Origin of the sequence: Aneurinibacillus sp. UBA3580 (assembly GCF_002375825.1) — a bacterium.
GTDB lineage: Bacteria > Bacillota > Bacilli > Aneurinibacillales > Aneurinibacillaceae > Aneurinibacillus > Aneurinibacillus danicus.
The window spans coordinates 1-8,454 of the sequence record NZ_DFMZ01000050.1; the positions used below are offsets into that span (position 1 = coordinate 1).

General features: G+C 47.6%; 7 protein-coding genes and 1 pseudogene. 3 read left to right on the forward strand and 5 right to left on the reverse strand.

Going from position 1 to position 8,454, the window contains the following annotated elements:
- Positions 1-184: 184 nt before the first annotated feature.
- Positions 185-1,903, reverse strand: a complete 1,719-nt coding sequence (acsA, locus tag B2899_RS08085) for an acetate--CoA ligase (RefSeq protein ID WP_371863531.1) — start codon at positions 1,901-1,903, stop codon at positions 185-187.
- A 469-nt stretch (positions 1,904-2,372) separates the two neighbouring features.
- Between acsA and B2899_RS08090 the strand changes: the two genes are divergently transcribed.
- Together B2899_RS08090 and B2899_RS08095 are read left to right on the forward strand one after the other, a co-directional pair.
- Positions 2,373-3,020: a CBS and ACT domain-containing protein gene (locus B2899_RS08090; RefSeq protein ID WP_146808475.1), complete on the forward strand. Its 648-nt coding sequence runs from the start codon at positions 2,373-2,375 to the stop codon at positions 3,018-3,020.
- Positions 3,017-4,174, forward strand: a complete 1,158-nt coding sequence (locus B2899_RS08095) for an acetoin utilization protein AcuC (RefSeq protein WP_146808476.1) — start codon at positions 3,017-3,019, stop codon at positions 4,172-4,174. The genes B2899_RS08090 and B2899_RS08095 overlap by 4 nt, the downstream gene beginning before the upstream one ends.
- A gap of 69 nt (positions 4,175-4,243) precedes the next feature.
- On the opposite strand, the gene B2899_RS08100 is transcribed toward B2899_RS08095, so the two are convergent.
- The 4 genes from B2899_RS08100 to B2899_RS08115 form a co-directional block, all read right to left on the reverse strand.
- Complete coding sequence (locus B2899_RS08100) at positions 4,244-4,936, reverse strand: 5'-methylthioadenosine/adenosylhomocysteine nucleosidase (protein ID WP_286884967.1); 693 nt, start codon at positions 4,934-4,936, stop codon at positions 4,244-4,246.
- Between the two features lie 11 nt (positions 4,937-4,947).
- Positions 4,948-5,982, reverse strand: a complete 1,035-nt coding sequence (gene ccpA, locus B2899_RS08105) for a catabolite control protein A (protein ID WP_146808478.1) — start codon at positions 5,980-5,982, stop codon at positions 4,948-4,950.
- A gap of 179 nt (positions 5,983-6,161) precedes the next feature.
- Complete coding sequence (locus tag B2899_RS08110) at positions 6,162-6,800, reverse strand: hypothetical protein (RefSeq protein WP_286884969.1); 639 nt, start codon at positions 6,798-6,800, stop codon at positions 6,162-6,164.
- Positions 6,801-6,917: 117 nt separating this feature from the next.
- Entirely contained in the window at positions 6,918-8,009 is a 1,092-nt protein-coding gene (locus B2899_RS08115) for a bifunctional 3-deoxy-7-phosphoheptulonate synthase/chorismate mutase (RefSeq protein ID WP_146808480.1), read from the reverse strand.
- A 194-nt stretch (positions 8,010-8,203) separates the two neighbouring features.
- Between B2899_RS08115 and B2899_RS08120 the strand changes: the two are divergent.
- Positions 8,204-8,454: pseudogene (locus B2899_RS08120) on the forward strand (cell division protein FtsA); the annotation flags it as partial.

The following is an 8,454-nucleotide window of genomic DNA, read 5'->3' on the forward strand; positions in this document are numbered from 1 at the left end:
CCTCATTCTTTCCTCTCTTTTCCTTCGTACCACAAGAGTCAGCCGCTCTTCTCTGCATTTTCATGTCGGGGTTGCGGCTGAGACGCCATGGTGGTTTTTTGTGAAAATCCTGAAATAAAAAAAGAAGGAAGAGAAAAGAAGATCCAAGGAAATCTTACCTTCTTTCCCTTCCCGTTCTTTCTTCTTAGTCTTCCATCGTAGACAGGTCACCAGTCGGCAGGCCCAACTCCCATGCTTTCAGGACACGGCGCATAATCTTACCGGATCGTGTTTTCGGCAGTTTGTCGCGAACTTCAATCTCACGCGGCGCTGCATGTGCAGCAAATCCCTCTTTTACAAACTTACGAATCTCTTCGAGCAATTCATCCGAAGCCTCATATCCATCGCGGAGCGCGATAAACGCTTTAATAATTTCACCACGTACCGGGTCCGGTTTACCGATAACACCGGCTTCGGCTACCGCTGGATGCTCGACTAATTTGCTCTCAACCTCGAACGGACCAACCCGCTCTCCTGCCGTCATAATCACATCATCTACGCGCCCCTGGAACCAGAAGTAGCCTTCTTCATCCACATAGGCGGAGTCTCCGGACACATACCAGCCTTCGAAGCGGAAATACTCCTCGTACTTGGCCGGGTTGTTCCAAATTTTGCGCATCATGGAAGGCCAGCCTACCTTAATAGCCAGATTCCCCATTCGATTCGGCGGCAGCTCGTTTCCTTCATCATCGAGAATGGCCGCAACAATGCCAGGGAACGGTTTTCCCATCGATCCCGGTTTGATCGGCATGCTCGGATAGTTACAAATCAGCTGACCGCCTGTCTCCGTCATCCACCACGTATCATGAATCCGCTTGTTAAATACTTTCATTCCCCAGTATACAACTTCCGGATTCAGCGGCTCACCTACACTCAATACGTGACGAAGGCTGGACAAATCATATCGCTTCACCACTTCATCTCCCGCACCCATTAACATGCGGAATGAAGTTGGCGCACTGTACCAGACTGTTACTTTATATTTCTCTACCGTGGAATACCAGTCCTGCGGGCTGAAACGGCCGCCGCGAACTACGTTGGTTGCTCCATTCAACCACGGACCGAAGATGCCATACGCCGTGCCTGTTACCCAGCCCGGGTCAGCCGTGCACCAGTAGACATCATCTTCTTGTAAATCCAGCACCCACTTAGCTGTCTGATAGTGCTGAATCATCGCGTTATGAACATGGAAGACTCCTTTCGGCTTTCCTGTTGAACCTGATGTATAGTGAAGAATAAGTCCATCTTCACGATCTACCCACTCGATTTCGAAATCGGCAGACGCTTGTTCCATTTCTTTCTCGTAGCTTATCTGACCTTCTTTCAGGTTGCCGTCGCCGCCGACAAGAATCACGTATTTCAGGGCCGGCAGCTCTCCAACCGGTACCCGTGGCAGAAGGTCCGGTGTCGTAACAATAGCTACCGCTTCGCTATCTTCCAAACGGTCACGCACAGCCCCCTCCATGAATGCTTCAAACAACGGTCCTACGATAGCACCCACTTTAATCGTCCCAAGAAGACTTACATAAAGCTCAGGTGAGCGCGGCATAAAAATAAATACGCGGTCACCTTTTGCAATTCCCAGCTTACGCAGTACATTACCAAATTTATCAGATAGCGTTTTCATTTCTGCAAACGTATATTTTTCATCGCGTGTTGCACTGCTGTAATAAAGCGCTATTTTATTTTCGCGAGAGGTGCCTACGTGCCGATCAATTGCTTCGTGAGCCATATTGACCTTGCCTGTCTTATACCAGGTAAATTGCTTCTCTACGTCCTCCCAGTTAAAGTTATTATATGCTTCTTCATAAGAAGGCATATTATAGCCGCTCCCTACAACCGGAAGTACTTTCTTGTCCATCATTTCTTTCATAACGATAGCTCCTCTCCCACTAATTTTAATTGGTCCTAACTACTGTAATTCTTTTTTAGTTTTGAAAACCCTTTCTCAGTTTTGATTATATCAAATAATCTGTTATTTTATCAATTATAATCGTTCACATGTTTTTCAAATTTATTGTTGGCAACTTAACAGAAAATATAGGATAATTTTTGCAAAAGAGAAAAATGATACAACATGGTAAGATGTGAAAAGAGTGAACCATAAAAAACGCTGTATCATCAGGAAATAGAAAAGCCGGCATGTATTCTGCAGATTGAAGGCCCGGTTCAGCCGAATCGTATCGGTAAATGCGTGCCGCTTGCATCTGCTCAGGCATTCGATCGCATCCATTTTCAAAATCGATTTATGTGTTAAAAAATTCTTTACTATTAGACAAATAAATGGAATAAAATGATAGATAAAATAGGGAAGAATTAGGGGGAAATGCACGATGCTTGTGGAAGATATTATGAAGCGAAATGTTGTCACCGTCGGGCCTACGGATTCAATCCGGCTCGCGCTTTTGAAAGTTCAGCAATACCGGATTCGCCATCTGCCGGTTGTTGTGCAAGGAAAACTGGTAGGAATCATATCTGATCGGGACGTGCGGGACGCATGCCCTTCCACTATCAACGCGCCTCATGCAGACGATGAACAAATCCTGAGTACCCCCGTGTCTTCTATCATGCGCAAGGACGTCATTTGTGCTCATCCGCTTGATTTTGTGGAAGAAGCCGCTCTTGCGTTGTATGATAACCGTATCGGTTGTCTTCCTGTTGTTGTTGATGACGAACTGAAAGGTATTATTACAGAAACCGACATTCTACATACACTTGTTGAATTAATGGGCGTCCACTACCCAAGTTCCCATATCGAAGTGGAAGTCGACGACCGGACCGGCCTGCTTGCAGACGTCGCAAACATTTTTAAGGAGGCGAATTGCAACGTCACCAGCGTACTCGTCATGCCCGGTCAGCATCTCGGAAAGAAAAACCTGGTGTTCAGGGTACAAACCATCGACCCGCGCCACGTTGTTTCCAAAATTGAAGAGGCCGGTTACCGCATCATATGGCCCAGAGAATCAGAGGGATTAGTATGAAGATAAAAACTGCCTTTATTTATAGCGACGAATATTTACAGTACTTCTTTAATGATGACCACCCATTTAACCAACGGCGACTCGTCATGACAATGGATTTGCTTCGCATGATGGGTCTGCTTGATGATAGCGATATTGTAGCGCCCCGCATAGCGAAGGACGAGGAACTGGCACTCGTCCATGATCAGCAGTACATTGATGTGGTCAGAAAGTGCGGCCATGCGGAACGGGAAGTTGCCATCGCAAGCAGTTTCGGATTAGGAACGGAAGATTGTCCCATCTTTCCTAATATGCATGAAGCTACGGCCTTAACTGTGGGAGGAACGCTGCACGCCGCAGATCTGGTCATGTCCGGAGAATACCGCCATGCCGTGAATCTGGCTGGCGGGCTGCACCACGGCTTCCGCGGCCGGGCTTCCGGTTTCTGCATCTATAATGATTGTTCGGTTGCTATTGCCTATTTGCGTAAGGAATATGATGCCCGTGTTCTCTATATTGATACGGATGCACATCATGGCGATGGTGTGCAGTGGGCATTTTACGACGATCCGAATGTACTTACACTTTCCTTCCATGAGACAGGTAAATATCTTTTTCCAGGTACAGGAAACATTACAGAACGCGGTGACGGTCAGGGATACGGCTTCTCTGTTAATGTTCCGCTTGATGCGTTTACGGAGGACGACTCCTGGCTTGAAGCTTACTATAGCATCCTGCCTACTGTGGCACGTGGTTTTAAGCCGGATGTCATTCTAACGCAAAACGGGTGTGATTCGCACACATTCGATCCGCTCACCCATCTCTCTGCTTCGATGCGTATTTATCAGGAGATTCCTAAACTGGCGCGCGAGTTGGCGGACGAGCTATGTGACGGACGCTTAATTGCGACCGGGGGCGGCGGCTATGATATCTGGCGTGTCGTACCACGTGCCTGGAGCCTTCTGTGGGCCGAGTTATCCGGACAACGTATTGTGGACAACCTCCCACTTCCTAATGCCTGGATTCAAAAATACCAGGAAGAAAGCCCGGTGCAACTGGCCTCGACCATTCTTGATCCAGAAGGACTGTTTCCTCCGATTCCACGCCGCGAAGAAATTACAAGCAAAAACAAAAAAACGATCGAAAAGGTACTTCTATATTGTCCAAAGGGATAATTTTTATCCGCATACAAAAAGGAACAGGGACATGCATTCCCCTGCTCCTTTATATTTTGCCTGCGTATTCTACAAATGCGCCAGCATGCTTTTTACGATTTCATACGAACGCTGCGACGCAAGCTTCGTGAACTCCGGAAAGTTCACGTGTGCCGACCCGTCTGCCTTATCCGACATCGAGCGAATGACAACAAACGGCACTTCATTCATCGCGCACACCTGGGCGACGGCTGCGCCTTCCATCTCCGTACACATTCCTCCCATCGTCTCATACAATTCCCGTACCGTATCACGGCTGGCGATAAATTGGTCGCCTGAGAGAATACGCCCGGTCATCGTCTTGCCTTCCGCTACCTGTTCGCTTGCCTGCACAGCCGCATGGACCAGCCGCTCATCGGCATGAAACACTGACATATCAGTAAAAGGAATAACTCCACGCGGGAAACCAAGCGCCGTAACATCCATATCATGATGCTGACAATCCGTCCCCACGACAATATCGCCAATCTCCAAATCCGGGTGCAGGGCGCCTGCCACACCGGTGAAAATAACGGCACCTACCTGAAAGGTATCGATAAGAATCTGGGTGCAAACGCTTGCGTTTACTTTGCCGACACCGCATTTGCACAGGACAACCTCTTTTCCTTCCCATTGCCCTTCATAGTATGTAATGCCGGTCTTGCGCGTCTTACGCGCAAGATCCATGCCTTCTTTATACAACGTGATCTCTTCGTCCATCGCTCCAATAATTCCGATTCTCATATCTGCTCCCCTTATTCCGTTTCTTCCTGCGGTTTACGCTCTGCACTTGCTTTAGTGGACTGCCGCTCTTCAATACGGTGCGGCAGAATTACGATATGATTCTCCACTTTTTCATTGTTCATATATTTGGTTAGCAGACGCATCGCTACAGCCCCGATGTCATACATTGGTTGTACTACCGTCGTCAGGCGCGGACGTACCATTTCAGCCAAACGAATGTTATCAAAACCGATAACGTCTACATCTTCCGGCACACGCAGACCGCGGTCTTGAATTCCATGAATCACACCGACCGCCATCTCGTCGCTCGCCGCAAAAATCGCCGTCGGCTGCTCGACCAGTGACATAAACTGATCCGCTGCTGCCAGTCCCGATTCATAGCGGAAATTACCGTTATATACATAGCTGTCTTTAAAAGACAGTCCTGCCTCATCAAGCGCTCTCTTATACCCTTCAAAACGGCGCATGCCTGCCAGCGGATCAATAAGCGGTCCGGTTACCATGGCGATGCGCTTATGACCTTTCTCGATTAAATATTTGGTTGCATCATAGCCAGCCTCATAATGGCTGATGTCTACGGACGGAAGTTGTCCCGTCGGATCTTTTGTTCCGGCAAGTACGATTGGCACGGACGCAGTCGTAAACACCTGCATATGATTCTCGGTAATTTCCCGGCCCATGAATACAATGCCGTCCACTTGCTTTTCTAACAGCGTGTTCGTCAAATGCAATTCCCGTTCAATCCGTTCATCTGAATCGCACAGAATAATATTATATTTATACATGCTGGCGATATCATCAATTCCGCGCGCTAGCTCCGCAAAAAACGGACTTGCAATGTCTGGAATAATCACACCAACCGTGGTTGTCCGCTTGCTCGCAAGGCCCCGCGCCACTGCGTTCGGGCGATAACCCAACTGCTCAATCGCCGCAAGCACTTTCTTCCTTGTGGAAGGTTTCACATTCGGGTTCCCGTTTACGACACGAGAAACGGTTGCCATCGAAACACCTGCTTCTCTTGCCACATCATAAATTGTAACTGGCAATCGTAATTCCTCCTACTGCTATAATTTTATGAACTGTACTACTGAGTTTTCATTCATTTTCATAATTTTTCACTTATCATATTATAAATTTTCTATGTATGCAATCGGATTCACACAAACTTTATACAAAATAGAAACAGACAAACCTTTTTCGTATAACAGGTTTGTCTGCAAACATGTCACCGCTCTCTTTTATTCCCGATATACGGTCCGACGGCGCCCCGGCTAATCGCTTTGTGCGCAATAATCCAGCGTTCATTTTCATTGTTTTTCATCATTGTGTATTGAATGCGATATTTCTGTCCTGTTTCGATCGTACCCAGATATTCGACAATCGCCGTATTTTTGTAGTACGATGTGACGCGCGCTTCCGGCAATTTCATGGATAACGGACTAATTTGACGAAAAGTCGGATTCGTCGCCAATTCCTGACCCGGTATGGAGTAGCTTAAATCGATGGTTTCATGCGTAAGCTGTGTGGACAACTGTTCACTCCAATTTTGGGCATAGTAGTCGTGCATCTGTTTTTTAGTTGTGAAATCGAGGTACGTATGGATCGGCTGATTTTTAATATAGGCGATCTTTGTGCGCTGTGTCGCGCGCTGTACTTTTTGCTCCGCTTCCCGGATCGCATTCAATAGCTCCTGACGCTGAGCCGTCGTTATCTTTGGGATTTTGTGTTCGAATGACATCGGACCTTCGATCGGCGTTTTGCCGTGTTCACTTTGGATTTTCTGTCCGCCGCACCCGGCAACGGCAAACAATATCGTAAGAAGCATGATGAAAATGATTTGTGGCTGTGTATGCTGTCGCGGCATATGCGTCACCCTGTCTTCATAGAGAATGTTGTTTTTAGGGTGCGCGCTTGTTGCGTTTTTTATGTGTGAAGATGCGGACACAAAAACCGCTGGAATTCTCCAGCGGTTGTTTATCTACTATAATGTTGGTACGCTTTGTTTATAGAGGCCGGATTCGCGCAGTTTAGAGACGAATTCGTTAAACTGCGGAATATTGATTTGCTGCTTGGCATCAGAAAGCGCAACATCCGGGTCCGGGTGCACTTCGATCATCACGCCATCCGCACCTACAGCTAAAGCAGCCTTCGCTGTCGGTAACAGAATGTCGCGGCGTCCTGTAGAATGTGTTACATCGACAAATACTGGCAGGTGTGTCTCCTGCTTCAATATCGGAACGGCAGAGATATCGAGCGTATTCCGCGTCGCTTTCTCGTATGTGCGAATACCGCGCTCACATAGCATAACCTGATCATTTCCGCCCGATACGATATACTCGGCAGCATAAATAAATTCTTCAATCGTAGCGGATAATCCACGCTTGAGCAGCACCGGCGTCTTCACTCGGCCCGCCGCTTTAAGCAACTCGAAGTTCTGCATATTGCGCGCACCAATCTGAATGACATCGACATACCGGGTTGCCATTTCGATATCGGCCGGGGTTACGATTTCGCTCACAACCTTCAGACCGAACTCATCAGCAACCTGCCGCAGAATTTTCAGGCCCTCTTCACCGAGGCCCTGGAAATCGTAAGGAGATGTTCGCGGTTTAAACGCACCGCCGCGCAGCAGCGTAACACCGTTCGCTTTGAGCGCTTCCCCTACCTGGCGTACCTGTTCATACGATTCTACCGAACATGGTCCTGCCACCAGCACAGGATCTCCGCCACCGACCTGTGCGGTCCCCAGAGTGACAACGGTATCCTCCTGCTTTTTCTTGCGGCTCACGAGCAACGCTTTGCTGTTGTCGTCTTTTTGCAGTTCAAGAGAGGCCTTGAAGATTTGTTTAAACAGATGCTGGATTGTGCCATCCTCGAACGGACCTTTGTTGTTCTCGATAATGAGGTTCAACATCTGACGTTCGCGCTCAGGGTCAAAACGGTTAATTCCCTGCTTCAGCTTTATCTTTCCGATTTCCTGCACCATCTCAGCTCGTCTGTTAATCAGCTCCAGAATCTGCAAATTGACTGCGTCGAGATCGCTGCGAAGCTGCTCTAACTTTTCGTTGCTCATCTTCTCTCCACCTCTTGTTCTTTTTTCAAATAATTTTCAAAAAAATATTTAAAGTGTATTATAACTTATTCTTTTTGCTTTGTCAGCCTTTCTATAAAAATAAGAGAAAGGAATTTCTTCTCCTGTCGCGAATACCTTACATAGTTCCTAAAACGTCAAAGAGAGATGCTTTATTATTGGAGGAGTTGCAAGGTATGTACGAAGAGACTAAAAACCATATATTTGCGCTGGATATCGGCACGCGCAGCGTCGTCGGCCTCCTTGTTTCACCTGCCCCCGGCGGTAAATTCACCGTTCTCGGCTATGAGCGCGAAGAACACGAAGAGCGTTCGATGCTGGACGGTCAAATCCATGATGTCGTGGCTGTGGCCGATGTTATTATCCGGGTTAAACAACGGCTGGAATCGAAATTGAATGTTACATTAACGGACGTGGCGGTAGCCGC

Coding starts and splice junctions, on each gene's coding strand:
- B2899_RS08115 (WP_146808480.1), bottom strand. CDS start 8,009: ATGAGCAACGAAAAGTTAGAGCAGCTTCGCAGCGATCTCGACGCAGTC.
- B2899_RS08110 (WP_286884969.1), bottom strand. CDS start 6,800: ATGCCGCGACAGCATACACAGCCACAAATCATTTTCATCATGCTTCTT.
- B2899_RS08095 (WP_146808476.1), top strand. CDS start 3,017: ATGAAGATAAAAACTGCCTTTATTTATAGCGACGAATATTTACAGTAC.
- B2899_RS08100 (WP_286884967.1), bottom strand. CDS start 4,936: ATGAGAATCGGAATTATTGGAGCGATGGACGAAGAGATCACGTTGTAT.
- acsA (WP_371863531.1), bottom strand. CDS start 1,903: ATGATGGACAAGAAAGTACTTCCGGTTGTAGGGAGCGGCTATAATATG.
- B2899_RS08090 (WP_146808475.1), top strand. CDS start 2,373: ATGCTTGTGGAAGATATTATGAAGCGAAATGTTGTCACCGTCGGGCCT.